Source organism: Maribacter sp. PR1, from assembly GCF_028464145.1.
Taxonomy (GTDB): domain Bacteria; phylum Bacteroidota; class Bacteroidia; order Flavobacteriales; family Flavobacteriaceae; genus Maribacter.
The window spans coordinates 49,095-69,990 of the sequence record NZ_JAQPCG010000011.1 but is presented as its reverse complement, the minus strand read 5'-3'; the positions used below and the strand labels follow the sequence as shown (position 1 = coordinate 69,990).

The 20,896-nt window shown below is 40.2% G+C and carries 13 protein-coding genes; 6 read left to right on the top strand and 7 right to left on the bottom strand.

All coding sequences use genetic code 11. From position 1 onward, the window contains the following. Positions 1-19 precede the first annotated feature (19 nt). Together PP182_RS19525 and PP182_RS19520 are read right to left on the bottom strand one after the other, a co-directional pair. Positions 20-3,154 carry a WD40/YVTN/BNR-like repeat-containing protein gene (locus PP182_RS19525; RefSeq protein WP_272652929.1) on the bottom strand — a complete coding sequence of 1,045 codons (3,135 nt, stop codon included), beginning with the start codon at positions 3,152-3,154 and terminating at the stop codon, positions 20-22. Between the two features lie 23 nt (positions 3,155-3,177). Further along, positions 3,178-6,309 carry a WD40/YVTN/BNR-like repeat-containing protein gene (locus PP182_RS19520; RefSeq protein WP_272652928.1) on the bottom strand — a complete coding sequence of 1,044 codons (3,132 nt, stop codon included), beginning with the start codon at positions 6,307-6,309 and terminating at the stop codon, positions 3,178-3,180. Positions 6,310-6,458: 149 nt separating this feature from the next. Between PP182_RS19520 and PP182_RS19515 the strand changes: the two genes are divergently transcribed. After that, entirely contained in the window at positions 6,459-9,608 is a 3,150-nt protein-coding gene (locus tag PP182_RS19515) for a S41 family peptidase (protein ID WP_272652927.1), read from the top strand. 32 nt (positions 9,609-9,640) lie between these two features. Here the strand turns inward: PP182_RS19515 and PP182_RS19510 are convergent, their stop codons facing one another. From PP182_RS19510 to hemH, 4 genes are all read right to left on the bottom strand, one after another. Further along, positions 9,641-10,747 carry a lactonase family protein gene (locus tag PP182_RS19510; protein WP_272652926.1) on the bottom strand — a complete coding sequence of 369 codons (1,107 nt, stop codon included), beginning with the start codon at positions 10,745-10,747 and terminating at the stop codon, positions 9,641-9,643. Between the two features lie 123 nt (positions 10,748-10,870). After that, a complete protein-coding gene (locus PP182_RS19505) occupies positions 10,871-10,999 on the bottom strand; it encodes a hypothetical protein (RefSeq protein ID WP_272652925.1) in 129 nt (42 codons plus the stop codon). Between the two features lie 117 nt (positions 11,000-11,116). Further along, the gene (locus tag PP182_RS19500) at positions 11,117-12,490 is read right to left on the bottom strand and encodes an MATE family efflux transporter (protein WP_272652924.1); all 1,374 of its coding nucleotides are present in this window, start codon (positions 12,488-12,490) and stop codon (positions 11,117-11,119) included. Between the two features lie 173 nt (positions 12,491-12,663). Next, positions 12,664-13,698 carry a ferrochelatase gene (gene hemH / locus PP182_RS19495; protein ID WP_272652923.1) on the bottom strand — a complete coding sequence of 345 codons (1,035 nt, stop codon included), beginning with the start codon at positions 13,696-13,698 and terminating at the stop codon, positions 12,664-12,666. A gap of 162 nt (positions 13,699-13,860) precedes the next feature. Here hemH and PP182_RS19490 point away from each other — a divergent pair, with 162 nt between their 5' ends. Both PP182_RS19490 and PP182_RS19485 read left to right on the top strand, forming a co-directional pair. Further along, the gene (locus PP182_RS19490) at positions 13,861-14,934 is read left to right on the top strand and encodes a mechanosensitive ion channel family protein (RefSeq protein WP_272652922.1); all 1,074 of its coding nucleotides are present in this window, start codon (positions 13,861-13,863) and stop codon (positions 14,932-14,934) included. 5 nt (positions 14,935-14,939) lie between these two features. Then, complete coding sequence (locus tag PP182_RS19485) at positions 14,940-15,782, top strand: N-acetylmuramoyl-L-alanine amidase-like domain-containing protein (protein ID WP_272652921.1); 843 nt, start codon at positions 14,940-14,942, stop codon at positions 15,780-15,782. 160 nt (positions 15,783-15,942) lie between these two features. Here PP182_RS19485 and PP182_RS19480 read toward each other — a convergent pair whose 3' ends face one another. After that, a complete protein-coding gene (locus PP182_RS19480; RefSeq protein WP_272652920.1) occupies positions 15,943-16,836 on the bottom strand; it encodes an AraC family transcriptional regulator in 894 nt (297 codons plus the stop codon). A gap of 195 nt (positions 16,837-17,031) precedes the next feature. On the opposite strand from PP182_RS19480, the gene hemA reads away from it, so the two are divergent. The 3 genes from hemA to hemE are packed head-to-tail and all read left to right on the top strand — an operon-like array spanning position 17,032 to position 20,890. Next, entirely contained in the window at positions 17,032-18,288 is a 1,257-nt protein-coding gene (hemA, locus tag PP182_RS19475; RefSeq protein WP_272652919.1) for a glutamyl-tRNA reductase, read from the top strand. Then, on the top strand, positions 18,285-19,868 hold the full coding sequence (hemC, locus tag PP182_RS19470) for a hydroxymethylbilane synthase (protein WP_272652918.1): 1,584 nt from the start codon (positions 18,285-18,287) through the stop codon (positions 19,866-19,868). The genes hemA and hemC overlap by 4 nt, the downstream gene beginning before the upstream one ends. Beyond that, the gene (gene hemE, locus PP182_RS19465) at positions 19,865-20,890 is read left to right on the top strand and encodes a uroporphyrinogen decarboxylase (RefSeq protein WP_272652917.1); all 1,026 of its coding nucleotides are present in this window, start codon (positions 19,865-19,867) and stop codon (positions 20,888-20,890) included. Before hemC ends, hemE begins: the two co-directional genes overlap by 4 nt. Positions 20,891-20,896: the final 6 nt, after the last annotated feature.

Genomic DNA, 20,896 nt, shown 5'->3' with positions numbered 1-20,896 from the left:
TTTGGATATGAACCGAAACTCATAACCGTAGCGCCCCAATTCCAGCTTCCCAGAGTACACTATTAAAAGCGGGAATATCTTCTTTAATCAACTCCTGCCCTCTTGACTTGAGTATAGTCCATTGTTGGTCCAATTCCTTCTTTCGGTCTAAATTCGATTTGTTCACCCGTGGTATACTTCCACTGGTCTGGTTTAATAGAAACAAATACTCTGCGGTAAACTTATTCGGGAAATTTTCCACATCGTCATAGGCCTGTGACTTTCGTTGTACCATATCCTCATCCCACACCTTCATTTTATCCAAAAGTGCCTGACCCTTGGCTTTTAAGGATTCGTCTTCCATACTTGAAAGTACTTCTTTTAGTTCCTTTTGTACTTTGTAGAGTGAATTGACCATGGTATGCATCTCGGTAATCTTCTGCTCCATTTCACCCATCAATTCGTCATACTCCTCAAACTGCCCAGGCTTCATCTCAATGGTTGGAATGGCTTTGATTTCCCCTTGTGTGCTTACCGTTTCCTCCCCTACGGTAAGTTCTAAAGTATATTTGCCCGGGATGGCTTTATGTCCCCTAAAGCCGGCTTCTATATACACTCCAGGTATCCCCGGAACAATGGCATGGCCCATGTCCCAAACAAAACGGTTTAATCCCTGTTCTTTAGGCAGAACGGATGCCGGAGGAGCTCCTCCTCCATTATGTGGTATATAGTCCTTGTCCTTCTCAGAACTAAAGCTTCGTACTAATTTACCCTTTGAATCCTTGATTTTCATAGTAACCTTAGTAGAATCCCCCAATTTGGGCAATTCATAATAAAGTACCATACCATTTGCAGGGTTTACTCCTTCAAAAGCATCGGTTGCCTTTATTTCTTTGGAGTTTGTTGAAAGAGGACTTCCCCACGATCCTGCATAGGCAGGGCTTGGTTTTAAGATTTTCAGACCTTTATTGGAAGGTTCATATTGCGTTAAAGCATCCAGATTATCCAATATCCAAAAAGAACGGCCAGAAGTTGCCACAATTAAATCACCCTGATGCACTTTTAAGTCCAACACGGGAGTTACCGGTAAATTCAATTGGAAAGGTTCCCAGGTCTTTCCTCCGTTCCAAGAAATATACATGCCCTGTTCGGTCCCGGCATATAGCAGGTCCTTTTTCTTTTCATCCTCCCTTACCACCCTGGTAAAGGCCCCATATGGAATCCCTGAACTAATATTGGTCCAGGTTTTACCATAGTCGGTTGTTTTGTAAAGTGCCGGGGTATAATCGTTAAACTTGTATCGGGTTGTTGCGATATAGGCCGTGGCCGAATCATGAGGTGATACCTCAATAGCATTGATCAAGGTCTCTCCTAATCCCTTAGGGGTGACATTTTCCCAAGTTTCCTCTCCGTTTTTGGTAATATGCACCAATCCGTCATCGCTCCCTGTCCAAAAAACTCCCTTTTCATGTGGAGATTCTATCATATAGGCTAAGGTTCCGTAGTTCTCTGCACCAACGGCCTCATTGGTATATGGACCACCACCGTTTCCTTGCTTTTCGTCAATGTCCCTCGTAAGATCAGGTGAAATTTCCTCCCAAGTTACTCCCATGTCTCGGGTTCTTAGTACTAATTGAGCTCCGTGATAATAGGTGCCAGGCTCGTGAATTGAGCCAATAATAGGGGCATTCCAGTTATAAAGATATTTCATATTTCTGGCTTCACGTCCAAGATATTGAATAGGGGCCGCCATAACGTTAGTGGAACTTTTGGTATCCATATCCAATACTTCAATAGTTCCCAAGTAACTGCCTCCCAACACATATCTTGGATCATCCGGGTCAAAGGCCAAAAAGGCACTTTCACCTCCCGCAGCGTAGGTCCAATCTTGTTCCGAAATTCCACCCCTGCCCAAGGACAAACTCGCAATACGAACCGATGTATTATCTTGCTGGCCACCATAGATATTGTACGGAAACAAGTTATCCACACTAATTCTGTAGAACTGGGCCGTAGGCATATTATCCTGGGAGGACCAAGTTTTTCCGTAGTCAAAAGTGATGGTTGCCCCACCATCATCCGCTAAAACCATGTTTTTAGAATTCTCTGGATTAATCCACAGGTCATGGGTGTCACCATGGGGAACATTAATTGTTTCCCAAGTTTTACCTCCATCCTCGGAACGGAACATCGAGGCACTTAAAACATATACGGTATCCTCGTCATTGGGGTCTGCAAACACTTCAATGTAATACCAGGCGCGTTGCACCAATCTATTGTCACCGCTGACCATGGACCAAGATTCACCGGCATCATTGGAGACAAAAAGTCCACCTTTATCCGAATTGGAATCACTCTCTATCAAAGCATATACTTTGTTGGAATTGGCCGGACTCACCGCAATGGCCATTTTTCCCTTTTCTTCCGGAAGCCCTTCATGAATTTTTGTCCAGGTCTCCCCTGCATCGGTAGATTTATAAAGACCACTGCCTGCTCCACCACTGATAACGATATTTGGTTTACGCTGATGTTCCCACATGGCCGCATACATAATTTCTGGAAAGTTGGAATCCATGGAAAGCTCCGCAGCTCCGGTCAGGTCATTGACGAATAGGGTGTTTTTCCACGTTTTTCCTCCATCTACCGATTTATAGATACCTCTTTCGGGATTACCTTCAAATAAGGCTCCTTGAGCGGCCACATAAACAATATCAGGGTTCGTTGGATGAATAAGAATTCTGGAAATATGCTGTGTTTTCTCCAAACCTAAATAATGCCAAGTTCTTCCACCATCTGTAGATTTATAGACCCCGTCACCATAAGAAGTCATCACCCCTCTAGGAGCATGCTCTCCCATACCGCAATAGAGGACATTAGGGTTGGATTTGGAAACAGCAACCGCACCAACAGAACCTGTTTTAAAGTAGCCGTCTGAAATATTCTCCCATTTTTGTCCGGCCGTCTCCGTTTTCCACAGGCCACCACCGGTAGTTCCCATATAGTAGGTCATCGGGTCATTGACCACGCCGGAAGCAGTCACAGACCTTCCCCCTCGAAAAGGACCAATGTTCCGATATTTCATCGATTGAAAATAGTCATTGGCTGTTTGCGAAAAACCAACCAGCGTGGCTAACGTACACCCAAGAAAAAGTAATATTTTATTCGGTTTCTTCATTTTAAATTATTTTAACTCCCTCATTATTCAACAAACAAATATTTAAGTCCCAATGCATTAAAAGAAGAATTAAACTCCTTGAGTTCGTTGGACATTACCGCGTCAAACTTCTCCAACTCCTCATTGATTTGAGCCGTAAGCTCATTTTTTACCTGAATATCCTGATCCGTTGGCGGAAAATCATCAATCGCCACCAAGCTGTTTAGATGCCCTAATTTATTGGTCAATTTGATTGGGAAGTTCAATGGGTCTTGCCTACTTCTGTTCTTTGTTTGATATAGGGCCTTTTCCACTTCACCAAGGCTTTCCTTCATCTTCTTGGCCTTTTCAATAAGCTCCTTAGTGGACTCGTTGTCCGCATACTGTTTGGTAAATGCATCTAATTGAGCAGTAACGTTCCTAATCTTTTCTATGGATTTATGGGCCTTATCAATAGTGGTATTGATATCGGTAATAAAGTCGTACTGTTTTTGCATATCTGCAACAGATGCTTCTGCCCTCGGATCCGGAACAATTTTGAAGGTTTCCGTATTGGTATCTCCATTAACGTTAAGATGTACCTTATAGCTGCCTGGAACCGCCTTTGGACCATCTAAATTGGCCCACCAAAGGATCATACCATCCAATAGTTTCGCCCCTTTCCCCCGAGTATCCCAAACAAAGGTATTTCCGCCTTTCTTTACCTCGAGTTTTTTATCCTTTTCCTTTGAAAAGTTATTGTATGTGGCCAAAGTATCGCCTGCCATTGAAGTGTACGTTAGATGTACACTGTCCTTTTCACTGAGATTTTTTAAGTAAAAATGGGTTACCACACCATTAGGATGGTTTTGACCTGAAGTTTTGGATAGCCTACTTGAAGCCCGTCCCTTTGTACGATATGTTTCTTTTGGTTTGTAAAGAATATTTCCGGAACCCTTCTTATTCTCGTCCAACTGATGTAACACGGTTAAATCATCGATCATCCAAAGACTTCTACCTTGAGTGGCCACTATAAGATTATCATCCTTAATGGTCAAATCCGTGATTGGTACAATGGGCAGGTTCATCTGAAAGGAATTCCAATTGGCTCCATCATCAAAGGAAATATATATACCTGTTTCCGTTCCTGCATAAAGCAATCCCTTTCTTTTGGGATCTTCCCGAACAACTCGGGTAAAATGTTCTGCATCGATGCCATTGGTAATCTTGGTCCATGTTTTACCATAATCAGTCGTTTTATATAAATAAGGTTGAAAATCACCTAATTTGTATCGCGTAGCTGCCACGTAACAAGTTCCTTCGTCAAAATAAGAAGGCTCTATACTGTTGATCATATTCCACTCCGGCATATTAGCGGGGGTGACATTTTCCCATGTTTCGCCACCGTCTTTTGTTACATGGATTAACCCGTCATCACTACCTACCCAAAGTAAGCCTTCCTTTAAAGGACTTTCATTGGCCGTAAAGATGGTACAGTAGTATTCTACACTGGTATTATCCTGGGTGATGGGTCCACCACTGGAACCTAACTTGGTGGGGTCGTTCCTGGTAAGGTCGCCACTTAAGACTTCCCAACTTTGCCCTTCATTGGTGGTCATGTGTACATGGTTGGAGAAGGTATAAAGTTTATTTGGATCGTGCCTACTGAATAAAATAGGAAAATTCCATTGAAATCGATACTTCATGGCCTCCGCACCAGCACCCATTGGATTATCTGGCCATACATTTATTCCTCTAACCGTTCCCTTTTCATGATTGACACGGGTAAGAAAACCATCGTAACTACCTCCATACACGATATCGTCATTTTCAGGGTCTACGGCTATCCAAGCGGATTCACCCCCTGCCGTTTCTTCCCAATCATCCTCTGTTATAGCAGAACCATCACTCCTGTGGTTCACTCGCAAGGTAGAATTATCCTGTTGCGCCACATAGATCCGATATGGAAAATGGTTGTCCGTAGTAACCCGGTAAAATTGAGCCGTTGGTTGATTGTAATAGGTACTCCAAGTCTCCCCGCCGTCATAGGAAATCTGGGCACCTCCATCATCGCCAATAATCATGCGTTGCCCATCCTCTGGGGATATCCATAAATCGTGATGGTCTCCATGTGGTGCGTTGAATGACTTAAAGGTTTTACCTCCATCCGTAGATTTATGATAACTTACATTTAGTACATAAACCACATCCTCATCCTGGGTATCTGCATATACGCGTGTGTAATACCAGGCACGTTGTCTTAAACTACGGTCGCTATTGACAAGCGTCCATTTTTTCCCACCGTCCTCGGAACGGTACAGTCCACCTTTTTCTTTATTTTCTACAATGGCCCAAACCCTCTCTGAATTTTTAGGGGAAACTGCTACGCCGATAATCCCCAAAGTATCCGTTGGGAAGCCCTCGTTCTTGGAAATTTCCTTCCAAGTTTCCCCACTATCCGTACTTTTCCATAAGGCAGAACCTTCTCCACCACTACTCAAACTATAAGGCGTACGCTGTGCACGCCAAGTGGATGCGTATAAAATTCTCGGATTGTTAGGGTCGAAGGTCAAATCGACTGCACCAGCCTGTTCGTTTACAAAAAGTATTTGTTTCCAGTTCTTTCCACCGTCCGTACTTTTAAAGACTCCTCTATCCTTGGTGGGTTTGTAAATATCTCCTAAAACCGCTGCATATACTGTGTTATAATCCGTGGGGTGCACCCTGATTCGTGGTACATGCCTACTTTTTTCCAGCCCGGCCTTTTCCCAGGTTTTACCGGCATCCACAGTTTTCCAAACTCCGTAACCCGATGAAACATTACCTCGTAGGGTCTGTTCTCCGCCGCCGACATACATTACATTTGGATCACTCTGTGCAACCTCAACCGCACCAATACTTCCACCAAAGTAACCGTCAGAAATATTTTCCCAGGTGCGTCCTCCGTCCAGTGTTTTCCAAACCCCACCTCCAGTGGCTCCGAAATAATACAGATTAGGTTCCCCCGGAACACCGGTTACTGCTGCTGAACGGCCGCCCCTGAAAGGACCTATTTCTCGATAGTCCAGGCTAGAATATAATTCCTCTGGATAGGTGACGTTGACACTTTTGGATTTGTTTCTCCGTTGTGCTTCCGAAGTATTTGAAAATAATAGAAAAAGGGCCCATAGGCCCAATAAGGTGTAGTTTGGTTTCATTTTGAATTCTTTGAATTAGTCGTCCCTAAATTAAGGAAAAAGGTTTTAAAGAACTCCCCTAAGTGTAGTTTTTCGTGTGTTAATTGTTAAATTGTCAATAATTGCAGCCATTCATCTTTGTAAATAAAATTTCAATTCATCGATTCGCCATGAACAAACTCTTATTCCTATTTTTTTTAACCTTTTATTCTTTTACCATAAGTACGGCCCAGGAATCCTATTTTCTTTTAGACCCTACCCTATCGCCAGACGCCAGCACAATTATTTTTAGCTATGATTCGGACCTTTGGAGTGTTTCTTCAAAAGGTGGAACAGCCGTGCGACTTACCGCCATGGAGGGGAATGAAACCTTACCGAGTATTTCTCCTGATGGTAAATGGCTCGCTTTTAGCGGCACCCAATTTGGCAATAAAGATGTTTTCATTATGCCCTTAGATGGAGGAGAAGTAAAGCAACTCACCTTTAACGATGCCAATGACGATATGGATAGCTGGTCATGGAATTCTGAACATATCTATTTTACGTCATCGAGGTACAATAGATATTCGGGATATGAAGTTTCCATTAGTGGAGATACTCCTAAACGATTGTTTCAAAATTATTTTAATACGGTTGCCAACATTGCTACCCACCCGATAACGGGAGAAATTTTCTTTAATGAAAGTTGGGAGGCTAAAAATTTTACACACCGTAAACGGTATAAAGGAGCATACAATCCGGATATTAAGTCTTATAACCCCGAAACAAAGGAATATAAAGAATATACATCTTACAACGGAAAAGACCTTTGGGCCACCTTGGATAAAAGCGGAAATCTATTTTTTGTATCCGACGAAGCCAATGACGAATACAATTTGTATCAAATAAGGGGGAACCAAAAAAGTCAATTGACCGATTTTGAATCCTCCATAGGTCGTCCAAATGTGAGTGCCAACGGGGAACTAATCGTTTTCAGTAAAGACTATCAAATCTTTACCTATAACGTAAAGAATGGGACCGCAACCAAAGTACCTATAAAAATTACGCGGAATAATACCTTAAAGAAAAAACAGGATTTTAAGGTTCAAGGTAATATCAGCAACTTTTCTGTTTCCCCTGACAATAAAAAATTGGCATTTGTATCCAGAGGAGTATTATTTGTCTCGGATATCAAAGGGAAATTTATAAAACACATTCCCATTAAAAAAGGGGAGCGCGTATTGGAAGTGTTGTGGTTGAAGGACAATAAAACCCTCTTTTACAACCGTACCCATAGGGGATATACCAATCTATTCACGATTGCAGCGGACGGAAGTACTTTAGAAAAACAGCACACCGATGATTTAAGAAATAACGTGAATTTATTAATAGATCCGGACTTTAAAAAAGCGCTTTACATCAGTGGCAGGGACGAATTGAGGTTGTTGGACCTTTCAAGCTTTAAAAGTGAACTATTACTAAAGGATGAATTTTGGGCATTGTATGCACCACAACCTTATTTCTCTCCCAATGGAAGCCATATTGTTTACAATGCCATCCGGAATTTCGAGTCCGATGTTTTTGTAATTCGTCTTTCTGATAAAAAAATCACAAATCTTACCAATACCGGTGTTTCCGAAAGCTCCCCGGTGTGGTCTCCAGATGGTAAGTACTTGTATATGGTATCCAATTTAGTAAAACCATCTTACCCCTACGGATTGGACGAAGCGCAAATTTATCAAATGCCCTTGGATAAATATGAAGACCCTTATTCCTCTGAGAAACTGGTTGAGTTGTTCAAGGAGGAAGAAAAAAAAGAGGAAGAGGACAAGAAAGAGGATGAGAATAAAAAAGGTGAAAAAGAGAAAGAGCTAATTACGATTAAAATTAATGAGGAGGGTATTATGGATAGGATTACAGCTATAAGCCCCTCTTTTGGAAGGCAGAGAAACCCAACCGTAATTAAAAAAGATGATGCGCAACATATACTTTATTTGAGCAACCATGACGAAGGAGAAACAAAACTTTGGAAAACCGTTATTGAACCCTTTAAAAAAAATAAAATTGAAAAAGTACTGGACGAGAAAATCAGCGGATATCAGATAGCACGTGCTAAAGACGATTACTATCTTTTAGGTAAAGGAAACCTCCACACTTTTGATGTGGAAAAAAACAAAGCTGATAAGATTGATATGGACCATACTTTTAGAAAAAACCTATCCGAAGAATTCAGTCAAATGTTTCATGAGGCTTGGGCCGGATTTGAAGAAAATTTCTACGACGGTGAATTCCATGGAGCGGATTGGACCGTCTTGAGAAAAAAGTACGAGCAATATCTCCCTTATATCACAAATCGGGGTCAGTTGCGCTTATTATTTAATGATATGCTGGGAGAACTCAACACTTCTCATTTTGGATTCCGGTCCTCTGGCGATGAAGAAGATGAATTCTATGATACAAAAACTTTGGCTACCGGTATCCAATTCTCCAATGACCAACCTTTTATGGTGGACTATATTATACAAGATGGTCCGGCAGATATATCGGGTAAAAATATTAAAAAAGGGGACCTACTGGTGGCAGTGAATGGAATACCTATAGATTCAAAAAGAAATAGGGAATCTTACTTTAACCAGCCTTCTTTGGATGAAGAAATGGAATTAAAATTTAGTAGATCTGGTAAAACAATCACAGTAAATCTGCACCCAGCAAGCACTAATACTCAAAGAAATTTACTTTATGACCTATGGGTAGATGAAAATCAAAAGTACGTAGATGAAAAAGCGGATAAGAAAATAGCTTATGTACATATGAAAAACATGGGAGGTGGGGAACTAGAAAACTTTAAAAGAGAAATGGTTTCAGAGACCAATCAAAGGGAAGCGTTAATTCTAGATTTGCGCTATAATACCGGAGGAAACGTGCATGATGAAGTTTTACAATTTTTGTCGCAAAAACCCTATTTGAAATGGAAATATAGGGACGGCGCATTAGCTCCCCAACCAAATTTTGCGCCTGCGGTAAAACCAATCATATTATTGATGAACGAACAATCATTGAGTGACGCGGAAATGACTGCCGCTGGATTTAAAGCTCTCGGTTTGGGGAAAACCTTAGGGACCGAAACGTATCGCTGGATTATTTTTACTTCAGGAAAAGGATTGGTAGACGGTTCCTTTTATCGTTTACCAGCATGGGGATGTTTCACACTGGATGGTAAAAACTTGGAAAAAACGGGGGTAAAACCAGACATAAAGGTACCTGAAACCTTTAGCGATCGGTTGGAAGGTAGCAAACCTCAATTGGACAGGGCCATTCAGGAAATACTTCAGCAACTCTAGTACGCTTTTCTTTAGAATCAAAGAACCATTTATCATGGCTCTAAAAACTCCAGACAAACGGGCGCTGGCAGGGCTATTTCCTCCAAAAACTCCAAAGTGCCTTGGTCTTCGTTTCTTTTAAAAACAACGATATTGTTACTCTTTTGATTAGCGACAAGTAGAAATTTTCCTGTGGGATCAATGGTAAAATTACGAGGCCAATCTCCCCGAACAGATTCTCTGCCGACAAAGCTCAAACTTCCTGTATTCTCGTCTACCTTAAAAATGACAATGGTCTGTTCACCCCGGTTGGAGCCATATAGAAATTTTCCATCGGGCGACAGGTGAATGTCCGCGCAAAAACTATCTCCGGTAAAATCTTCTGCCAGTGTAGCATATGTTTCCATTTCAGTATAACTCGAACCCGCTCTTTGAAAAACTGTAACGGTAGAGTTCAGTTCATTAATCGTGTATAGAAATTTTCCATTTTGGCCGAAAGTAAAATGCCTTGGCCCCGCTCTATCAGGTAAATCAATAGAAGCTTGTTCGTTCGGAACAAACCCACTATTTACCTTTTTATAACGCTTAACAGCATCTAGTCCCAAATCGGCAATAAACAGTCCATCCTCCATAAATTCGGCAGAATGAGCATGGGAAGTCTTGACGGTGTCCAGGCTTTTATGGTCAATTCGTTGTGGGTTCGCCTCTAAACCGCCCATTGCGTTTAAACTAAAAATGGTAGCGCTTCCACCGGTATAGCTTGAAGCAGCCAGATATCTCCCGTCCTCAGATACCGCTATATGACAGGGGTGCGCTCCAACCGTCGCTATGGCATCCTTTTCAATCAATTTACCGTCAACAAGTTTATAAGCCATGACCCCGCCTGAAGTATTTTCAAAAGTATCCGTTTCCAAAACAGAATAAAGCACTTTATTGTTAGGAGAGAACTTTAAGTAGGATGGATTTTCTATCGTCGCTGCCAATTTTTTGTCCGTAAGAGCTCCAGTATTTGTATTAAATTTTAATTGATAAATACCATTACTCTCCCCATCGGTGTATGTTCCCACATATAAATCATACATTTTGTTTTCGATATTTGTTTTGCAAGATCCAAATATTAATAGATATAGACCCAAAAGAATACCTTGTTTTATTTTCATGTTTCTTAATTAAAAACCTAAAAATAATCACTTAGTATTATATAGCTATTAGAAAAGAGAACTTTAAAATAATCCTATAGGCTATTTCTATTTTTTTAAGTCACCCTATGACATGAGCAAATTTCAACTCTTGGTATCATCTTCCTTGCTAAGATACTTTTTGTAGATTTTCTTGGTCTTTTTTAAATCCACGAGAGCGGCAATCAAGACAACTATTAGGATTAAAGCAATAATTGTTAGAAGTAAATACATGGTTAGGGGTTATTTACTTCTTTAGAAACATCATTTTAGGAAAAGTCACGAGTTCTTCTTTTTTATTATCGAAATAATCCACCAAGTGGTGTCCCTAAAAAGTTCATAAGTGTAATATTATAAAGTCCTTTTAATTTCTTTGCGAAGATAGACACCAGTAACCAAGGTCGCCAATACGTCGGCGATTGGAAAGGAAATCCAAACGCCCAATTCCCCATAAAGTTTGGGTAATATTAAGATTAAGGGGATAAAGAAAAACCCTTGCCTGGATAAGGTCAGCAATAAAGCTGGGACCGCCTTACCAATGGCCTGAAAATACGCAGCCCCAATCAATTGCAAGGCAATAATGGGTGTCGCAGCAAACACCCATCGCATAGCATTTGGGGCGTTCTTTAGAACAAATGCGTTGGTCTTCAAATCATGCGCGGACATTTCTGGTTTATCACTAAGAAATAATGCGGTAATCGCTTCAGGGAAAATCATAAGACCTATAAAGACAAATGTTGCCAATAGGGACGCATAGGTAATAGCTGTATTAATAGTTTTACGTACCCTTTGGTATTTGTGGGCTCCGTAATTAAATCCGGCGATCGGTAAAAAGGCTTGAGTAATACCAAAAACAGGAAAAAGGGCAAACATCAACATACGACCTATTATGGCATACACCGCTACCATAGCCTCTCCCCCCAAGGTGAACAAAATGTTGTTCATTATCAGATAAATTACACTAACTACCGCCTGTCTTGCCAAGGTTACAAAACCTAGAGATCCCATTTCCTTTACTATGGGAAAATCTAACCCTAAGTGCCTCCATTGAGTCTTCATTTCTGAGTGCCTCGAGAAGAAAAAATATCCTACATATGAGAAACAAAGTATATAGCCTATTGTGGTTGCCCAAGCGGCCCCGGTCATTCCCCAATCGAACACATAAATAAATAGGTAGTCCATCAAGAGATTACCAACAGATGGTATTATCATGGCAATCATAGCAAATTTGGGTTTTCCCTCAGCCCTAATAACCGTATTACCCATCATGCAAAGTGCCAGAAAAGGGACACCATATAATACAACGGTATAGTAAATTTTTGCGGGTTCATAAATAGCCCCCTTTCCACCAAATGTGGGTATAATCGATTCTATAAAGGTTAGGCCCACTATAACCATGGTAATGGTAATAAATAGTGTTAGGGTAATCTGATTTCCGAAAGTAATAAAGGCCTTTTCCTTTTTATTAGATCCCAATGCCCTAGAAATAATACTGGAACCGCCAACACCAATAGCCATACCCAACGCTCCTATAAAAAATGAAACGGGAAGTACAACATTAATCGCCGCTATGGCAATGGAACCTATCCAATTTCCAACAAAAATGGAGTCGACCAAAACATTTAGGGACATCACAAGAATACCAATACTGGCAGGAACCGCTTGGCCTATCAATAGTTTACCTATGGGTTGCTTTCCCAGTTCTTCCGATGTAAATTTGGCCATAGCCCTATCGTATTAAAAAAGAAAATAGTAGAAAAAAACGGTCAATTTCAATTTGTTGACCAAAATTATCCATTAGCTATAGTCGAAATATAGCTTTTGATTTATTCAAATCAATGCTTAAAAACCATTACCCAGCTGCTTCTACCGTTCTATGCCCGAACTTTAAACTTGATTTAAGTCTGTGGTAGGACATGCTCTTTTTCCCAGGTATCGACCCATTGTGCCATTAATGATACCCATGCATCATTATCATTTAAGCAGGGAATATGTTTGTAAGATTCTCCCCCCGCTTCCGTAAACTGATGTTTCCCCTCCATAGCAATCTCTTCGAGAGTTTCCAAACAATCCGACACAAATGCGGGAGTTACAACGGCCAATTTCTTCTTTCCTTCCTTAGGAAAACGTTCGAACTCAAAATCGGTATAGGGTTTTAACCAAGGATCATTGGGAAGACGCGATTGAAAGGATACACTTACTTTCTCCTCTGGAAGGTTCATATAGTTTCGAACCAGTTCCGTCATTTTATAACACTGATGCCTATAACACGTATGATGGGCCACTGAATTGGTAGAACAACAGGAACTATCTATTTTACAATGAAAATTTGTGGGATCGGATTTTCTAATATGACGTTCCGGTATCCCATGGTAGGAGAAAAGAAGATGGTCGTACTCAAAATCCTTCAACCCTTCCTTAATGGATTCCGATAATACCTTTATATAATCAAGATTCTTATAGAAGGCCGGTAATGTAGTTATCTTCATGCCTGGAAAAAATTCGTCCTTTACCTCCAGTGTCTTGACAACGACCGTCTCAAAAGAGGACATTGCATAATGGGGATACAAGGGCACCAATAATACATCATCAACACCTTTATCTTTCAATTCTTGTAACGCACTTTTTATGGTCATGCTCCCATATCGCATTCCTAAGGCCACAGGGACCTGAGTATGCTTACGAAGCTTCTCCGAAAATCGTTCCGAAAGGACTATTAAGGGAGAACCTTCTTCCCACCATATTTTAGAATAGGCCTCGGCTGATTTCTTTGGCCTGGTTTGTAATATGATACCTCTCACGAGGATATTTCTCAACCATTTTGGCACGTCTATCACACGTTCGTCCATAAGAAACTCATCCAAATATGGTTTAACGTCCTTTGCGGTCGGACTATCAGGTGATCCCAAATTAACCAATAAAACTCCCTTCATTTCCTAATATTGAATTTTGAATTGCAAAAATAACCATTGAAAACCGATGATATTTTAATTTTAGGCAATAGTTTTCTATACTACCATAAAGTCCATCGATTTATTCACCTAAAATTTTATGGGCCAACTAATTTTCTTATGTTGTACTGAAACTTAAAATTTATGGATTCAATTTTTAAGGATATCCCGAGGGATTCATTGATATATCTTGGTGTAGCGGTTACTATTTTTCTGGTTATCTATTGGGTCGCACTCTACATACTTCGAAAACTGGGCAAAGACCCAAGATACCTTATACCAGAGGGCGTAATGAAACGAGTTGCCCTACCCATCTTTCTTATTTTTATTTCCATAATCATTCGGATGGCGGCCTTTAGACAATTATTCGGTCTAGAAGATGAAGAATATTGGTTTAAAAAAGCAAGCACCCTGCTATTTATATTTGCTATGACATGGCTAATTATAGGAATTCTGAAGGTTGTAAAGCAATTAATAATAAAAAACTACGATGTTAACTCCGCCAATAATCTAAAGGCCCGAAAAGTGTATACGCAGTTCAACATTTTGGAGCGTATCATCATTTTTATAGTTGTAATACTGGCAATAGGGCTGGCTTTGATGAGTTTTCAAGAAATACGGGAACTTGGGGTGAGTATTTTTGCATCGGCCGGAGTTGCCGGTATCATTATTGGTTTTTCGGCACAAAAACTCATCGGTACCGTATTGGCAGGAATACAAATTGCAATCGCACAGCCTATAAAGTTGGATGACGTAGTTATCGTAGAAGGGGAATGGGGCCGCATTGAGGAAATCACTTTAACTTATGTGGTAGTTAAAATTTGGGATAAAAGACGTTTAATTGTGCCTACCCCCTATTTCATTGAAAAACCCTTCCAAAACTGGACAAAAACCTCATCCGATATATTGGGTACTGTATTTTTATACACGGATTACAAGGTTCCGTTTGATGCCCTACGCCAAGAGCTAACAAAAATCTTGGAGAATACCGATTTGTGGGACCAAAAAGTTAATGTGCTACAGGTAACGGACAGTAAAGTTAATTGTGTGGAGATTAGGGCATTGATGAGTGCAAAGGACTCCCCTACTGCATGGGATTTGCGGGTGCATGTCAGAGAAAAATTGATATCTTTCCTTCAGGAGAATTATCCGGAAAGCATTGTGCACAACAGATTATTACTTAACGAAAAGGACGGTAAGGCTTCAACCGAAAATTAACACAAATGAAATACACTTTATTATTCACTTTTTTCCTGCTCTCCCTTAGTGGAATAAAGGCCCAAACGATTACCTGCTCCCCCTTGGACAAAGAGGCTGTAGTTTCTAAAATAGACGAAATTCAGGCATCGGGAAAATCGGTTTTTGGACAGACTATGGTGGCCGTAGGCAAAACTTTTTTAAAAACTCCCTATGTGGCCAAGACCCTTGAAATAGGGGATACGGAAACTTTAGTTGTTAATCTAAAAGGATTGGACTGTACCACGTTTGTTGAGAATGTACTTGCTTTTTCCTTACTGTTAAAAGAGAATAAAAACACATTTGAAGATTTCACAAAGACATTAGAAACCATTCGGTATAAAAATGGCACTTTGGATGGGTACGCTTCTAGACTTCATTACTTTTCCGAATGGATTGCCAACAATGCCGAAAAAGGCTTATTGAAGGATATTACGGGGGAGATTGGCGGCAACCAAATTACCAAGGATATCAACTTTATGAGCGAACATCGTGACCTCTATCCTTTTCTTGCTGACGATATCAATTTCGAAAAAATCAAAGCTTCGGAAAATTACCTTAACAGCCAGCCCATTTGTGTCTTAGCTCAAAATCAGATTGCCGAAAACGAGCACTTAATACAATCCGGCGATATCATTGCACTAGCAACCACCATTAACGGTCTGGATGTTACCCATACGGGAATTGCCACACGAGAAGCAGACGGTAGAATACATTTATTACATGCCTCCACCGGTTCCATGGAGGTTGAAGTTTCGGATAAGCCATTGGTGGAGTATCTAAAAAAGATTAAAGGTAATACCGGAATTATGGTTGCGAGACCCTTATAAGTTATAAAGCCTACGAACCATTGAGTTTGTTTTTAAATTTTTATTATGATTCTCATTTTAGAAAACCCTCGAAAACAATACCCATTTTATCGACTAACTTCATTTTTTATGATGGATTATTTAATCCATTACGGACGCAACAAACTAATCAGTTTGAAAACTATAAGCTATTTGCCAAAGCCATTACGTATTTTTTCGGCGTAGTCCCATACTTTTTCTTAAAAGCGGTAATAAAATGGCTCGATGTACTATACCCTATCTTTAGCCCTATTTCACTTACATTATATTCACCACTTTCCAACAAGCGCCGTGCATATTCCATCTTGTAATCGAACAAAAAACTGTATACGGAGTCCCCATATATTTGTTTGAATCCTTCCTTTAAACGCTTCAGACTTAAACCGATTTCCTTGGAAAGTTCCGATAAGGTAGGAGGCTCGGCCATATTGGAAATAATGATTTCCTTGGCTTTACGTATACGTTTAACATTGTCCTCATCGACCAGAAAAGGACATTGTTCCACATCTGCATCCGTATTTTTATTAAAGTAAAGGGCAATCAACTCATAGATTTTCCCTTTTACATACAGGCTTTTAACAGTAGGATGCAGATTATAGTTAATAATCTGACTTAACACCACTGCAATTGGTGGGGACACGGGGTCTTGGGCGTAATACTTTTTTTCTTTGTTTTCTTCACTTAAAAAGGGAATATAGTTGGCCTCTTCAGAAAATAAGGAATGGAATTTACGAATACTCATCACTACCGATACCATCCAAGAATTAGGCGAAAGCAATAGATTTAAAGGTAAATCCAATTGCGTATTATAGAGCAACAGTGAATTTTCTTCAGTAACTTCCAAAGCATAGTTTCCTTGATTAAAAACAAACTTTCCGCCACCTTTCAGACAAAAATGGAACTGAATATAACTTCGGTTGATTTCCCGCGTAACCTTCTTTATTTCAGGTGTATTGTTTTGTATTTTAAGTATATAAAACCCGTTTTCTATAGGTAGCTCCTCAAAGGAACCTTGGGCGATGTTTTTACTTTCCATAAATTAAAATTTAAAAACCCTTTTATTTAGAATCCATCTAAATAGTGATATTCGAAAATCGTGTTAAACGTTGTAAAATTAAGGGTTTTAAGCCGATTTCTATTGTATTTGGTCTAAAATCACTTCTATCGATGCTAATAGTTCCTCTAGCGTTACTTTTATTGATTTGATGATTCTATTTTTGTCGCCGCGACTATGAAAGATTACCACATTTCTAAACATAGCTCCTTCTACACCATTGGACTTAATTATAAAAAGGCCGACGCGGAGATTAGAGGAAAATTCAGTTTGGACGAAGTTTCAATGACTGCTTTATTGAGAAAGGCCAAGGAACAAGGTATCGATGGTCTAATAGCAACCTCAACCTGCAACCGAACCGAACTTCATGGTTTTGCCCAGCATCCCTTCCAGCTCATTAAACTATTATGTGATTTTTCCCTTGGAAGTGTAGAAGAATTTCAAGAGGTAGCTTACGTTTATAAGAATAAAGAAGCGATTTCCCATCTTTTTAGGGTCGGAACGGGACTTGATAGTCAAATTTTAGGGGATTTTGAAATTATCAGTCAATTAAAGCAAAGTTTTTTCCGATCTAAAAAGGAAGGCATTGCGAACCCATTCATGGAACGTTTGGTAAATGCGGTCATACAAGCGAGCAAGCGTATTAAAAACGAAACGGAGATTTCCTCCGGAGCAACTTCGGTTGCCTTTGCATCCGTACAATACATTTTAAACAATGTGGAGGATATCAGCAATAAGAATATTCTATTGTTCGGTACCGGTAAAATTGGTCGAAATACCTGTGAAAACCTCATAAAACACACCAAAAATCCACATATTACCTTAATAAATCGAACAAAGGAGAAAGCAGATAAGGTGGGTGGTAAATTTAACCTCACCGTTAAGGACTATGGGGATTTGCAAGCAGAAATAAGGAAAACAGATGTGTTGGTCGTAGCAACAGGCGCACAGAAACCAACCGTTTGTAAGGAACTTATTTATACAAAGAATCCTTTGTTGATTCTTGACCTTTCAATTCCTAAAAATGTGGATGATAATGTCTTGGAACTGGATAACGTATCCCTCTTGCATTTGGACCATTTATCCCAAATAACGGATGAAACTCTGGAAAAGCGAAAAGAATTTATTCCTAAGGCAGAATCTATCATCGAAGCGGTTAAAGGTGATTTCATTCAATGGCTGGAAACCAGAAAATTCGCTCCGGTAATAAAGGCCCTTAAAATGAAACTGAAAACGATGAAGGATGAAGAACTTGACTATCAATCAAAAAAAACTTCCAATTTTGACGCAGAACAGGCGGAATTAATTACAAACAGGGTCATCCAGAAAATCACCAAACAATTTGCCAACCACCTTAAGGATGACACCATCGATTCCGATTCTAGCCTAGAGCTTATTCAGAAAGTATTTCAATTAGAGCTAGAGACCAAATGAACAGAGTAATTCGAATAGGTACACGCGATAGTGAATTGGCACTATGGCAGGCCAACACCGTTAAAGACCAATTGGAGGAATTGGGGCATCAAGTGGCTTTGGTTCCCGTGAAATCAACGGGAGACTTAGTCTTGGACAAACCACTTTATGAACTTGGAATTACCGGGATTTTCACAAAAACCCTGGACGTGGCTATGCTCAATGGCGATGTTGACATTGCCGTACATTCGATGAAGGATGTTCCCACCATGTTACCCAAAGGAATTGTTCAAGCTGCAGTATTAAAGAGGGCCAACTATATGGATATCTTGGCTTTTAATAAGAATGAGGAATTTTTGGGTTCACCGGACGGTATTATCGCCACAGGGAGTTTAAGGCGCAAAGCACAATGGCTCAACCGCTATCCTACCCATACCGTTGTGGACCTAAGGGGAAATGTTAACAGTCGCCTACAAAAACTTGAGGACAACGACTGGAACGGAGCTATTTTTGCCGCTGCTGGATTAGAACGTATTGGCCTTGAACCTGAAAACACCATTGGCCTTACTTGGATGGTACCAGCACCTGCACAAGGGGCTATTATGGTAGTTGCAATGGAGAGCGATGAAGAAATACGGGAAATTTGTGAGGAACTGAATCACAGGGAAACCGAAATATGTACCAAATTGGAACGTGATTTCCTAAGGGAATTAGAAGGAGGTTGCTCAGCTCCTATCGGTGCATTGGCCTATATTGACAAGGACGAAAAAGTGAATTTGAAAGGGGTACTGCTTACGGTAGATGGCTCTAAAAAATTGGAGGCTACGCTAACGGCACCACTTGGAAAACACGAGCAGTTGGGAATTGATGCGGCCAAAAGTATACTAAGCAGAGGTGGCAAACGTTTGATGAACGAATTACAGGGTGCCAACCTGAAGACCACCATATTCTCCACCAAAAAACTGACAGAGGCTCAGTTGCAAAAATTTAAAGGCACAATTAAAGTAGATTCTGAAGATTTCATTAAAATAAGTCCCAATAGGATTTCCCCAATCGTATTGAAAAAGAAACTTAAAAACGTCGTTTTTACTAGTAAAAATGCCGTTGAAAGCCTTTTGACCAATATAAGTCCTGCAGAACTCCAATTCGAAAACATTTACTGTGTAGGGCGAAAAACAAGAAGGCTTCTTCAGAAAAAAATTGGAAAAGTGACCCATTTCGAAAATAGCGCAAAGGACCTAGCAAAACATCTGGTGGAGTACGTAGAGGGTACGGAAGTCAATTACTTTCATGGAAACTTAAGTTTAGAGGACTTACCAAGCATTCTGGAAGAAAATAAGATTACCGTAAACAAAATAGAAGCCTATAGGACTAAGCTTTCCGGTAAATCCATTGAGAATTCAGTAGAAGGAATTCTATTTTATAGTCCATCAACTATTGAAAGCTATTTATTAAAAAACAAACCAAATAAAGTTGCTTATTGTATTGGTGAAACCACTGCAAAAGAAGCTAGAAAACACTTTAAAGAGGTGAAGGTTGCAAAAATACCCGATATGGAAAGTGTAATTGATTTGGTAAATGAAGATTACAATACGAAATGAGCTTAAAAAACGATTTATTTTTACGAGCCCTAAAGGGTGAGACGGTTGAAAGACCACCGGTATGGATGATGCGACAGGCAGGAAGATATCTACCGGAATTTATGGAAATCAAGGAAAAGTACGACTTTTTCACGCGCTGTCAGACTCCTGAATTGGCTTCTGAAATTACGGTACAACCTATACGAAGATACGGTATGGATGCTGCCATCCTGTTCAGCGATATCTTGGTAATACCTCAAGCTATGAACATCGAGGTTCAAATGAAACCCAATTTTGGTCCTTTTTTGCCCAATCCCATAAGATCTCAAAAGGACGTAGACCAAGTGATTGTCCCAGATGTAGAAGAAACGCTAGGTTACGTTATGCAGGCCATTACTGCTACCAAGGAAAAACTGAATGATGAAGTCCCTCTAATCGGGTTTGCAGGTTCCCCATGGACTATTTTGTGCTATTGCGTACAGGGTCAAGGAAGCAAGACTTTTGACAAAGCCAAGGAATTTTGTTTTACACAACCCATAGCCGCCCATGAGCTACTTCAAAAAATTACAGATACAACCATTGCTTATCTCAAAGCAAAAGTGAAATCGGGTGTTAATGCAGTTCAAGTGTTTGATTCTTGGGGAGGAATGTTGTCTCCTGTGGATTATCAAGAATTTTCATGGCAATACATACAGCAGATTATAGATGCCCTTAAAGAGGAGGCCCCCGTTATTGTATTTGGCAAAGGATGTTGGTTCGCTTTAAAAGATATGGCCAAGTCCGGTGCTTCGGCACTTGGAGTGGATTGGACCTGTTCGGCACAGAATGCCCGTTACCTTACGGGAGGAAATATTACGCTGCAGGGAAATTTTGACCCTTCTCGGTTATTATCCCCACCTGCGGAAATAAAGAAAATGGTCACTCAAATGATACGGGAATTTGGAAAAGACAAATATGTAGTAAACTTAGGTCATGGAATTCTTCCAAATGTACCTGTAGAGAATGCTAAGGCCTTTATAGATGCTGTCAAAGAGTATAAGTAATAGAAG

Bases quoted from the DNA above. Each gene is read 5' to 3' on its own strand.
- PP182_RS19485 (WP_272652921.1), top strand. From the start codon at position 14,940: ATGAAATACACTTTATTATTCACTTTTTTCCTGCTCTCCCTTAGTGGA.
- PP182_RS19490 (WP_272652922.1), top strand. From the start codon at position 13,861: ATGGATTCAATTTTTAAGGATATCCCGAGGGATTCATTGATATATCTT.
- PP182_RS19520 (WP_272652928.1), bottom strand. From the start codon at position 6,309: ATGAAACCAAACTACACCTTATTGGGCCTATGGGCCCTTTTTCTATTA.
- PP182_RS19525 (WP_272652929.1), bottom strand. From the start codon at position 3,154: ATGAAGAAACCGAATAAAATATTACTTTTTCTTGGGTGTACGTTAGCC.
- hemE (WP_272652917.1), top strand. From the start codon at position 19,865: ATGAGCTTAAAAAACGATTTATTTTTACGAGCCCTAAAGGGTGAGACG.
- hemC (WP_272652918.1), top strand. From the start codon at position 18,285: ATGAACAGAGTAATTCGAATAGGTACACGCGATAGTGAATTGGCACTA.
- PP182_RS19515 (WP_272652927.1), top strand. From the start codon at position 6,459: ATGAACAAACTCTTATTCCTATTTTTTTTAACCTTTTATTCTTTTACC.
- PP182_RS19505 (WP_272652925.1), bottom strand. From the start codon at position 10,999: ATGTATTTACTTCTAACAATTATTGCTTTAATCCTAATAGTTGTCTTG.
- PP182_RS19500 (WP_272652924.1), bottom strand. From the start codon at position 12,490: ATGGCCAAATTTACATCGGAAGAACTGGGAAAGCAACCCATAGGTAAA.
- PP182_RS19510 (WP_272652926.1), bottom strand. From the start codon at position 10,747: ATGAAAATAAAACAAGGTATTCTTTTGGGTCTATATCTATTAATATTT.
- hemH (WP_272652923.1), bottom strand. From the start codon at position 13,698: ATGAAGGGAGTTTTATTGGTTAATTTGGGATCACCTGATAGTCCGACC.
- hemA (WP_272652919.1), top strand. From the start codon at position 17,032: ATGAAAGATTACCACATTTCTAAACATAGCTCCTTCTACACCATTGGA.
- PP182_RS19480 (WP_272652920.1), bottom strand. From the start codon at position 16,836: ATGGAAAGTAAAAACATCGCCCAAGGTTCCTTTGAGGAGCTACCTATA.